The sequence below is a fragment of the Pedobacter miscanthi genome (assembly GCF_003315595.1).
GTDB classification, from domain to species: Bacteria; Bacteroidota; Bacteroidia; order Sphingobacteriales; family Sphingobacteriaceae; genus Pedobacter; species Pedobacter miscanthi.
The window spans coordinates 1-220 of sequence record NZ_QNQU01000100.1; the positions used below are offsets into that span (position 1 = coordinate 1).

The following is a 220-nucleotide window of genomic DNA, read 5'->3' on the forward strand; positions in this document are numbered from 1 at the left end:
TACCATAAATAAACCTAATATTCCAGGTAAAACAAGGAATATCATTATATTAATTACTTGTTTCAGAAGCTTATTGTACTCTGACATTCTTCCTTGACCCATGAACATTGCCAAACGAGGAATCGTAGCAGCAGTAGCAGCAATTAAAAGAGTTCCCACAATCCCATAAATTTTTGTAGCTGTACTATAAATACCAACAACATACTCATTTTGCAAAAAA

At 32.7% G+C, this 220-nt stretch carries 1 protein-coding gene; it reads right to left on the bottom strand.

Annotation, left to right across the window (positions count from 1 at the left end; translation table 11 throughout):
- Positions 1-220, bottom strand: a 220-nt coding sequence (locus tag DRW42_RS29165; RefSeq protein WP_208643686.1) for a hypothetical protein, incomplete at both ends; no start/stop codon positions are given.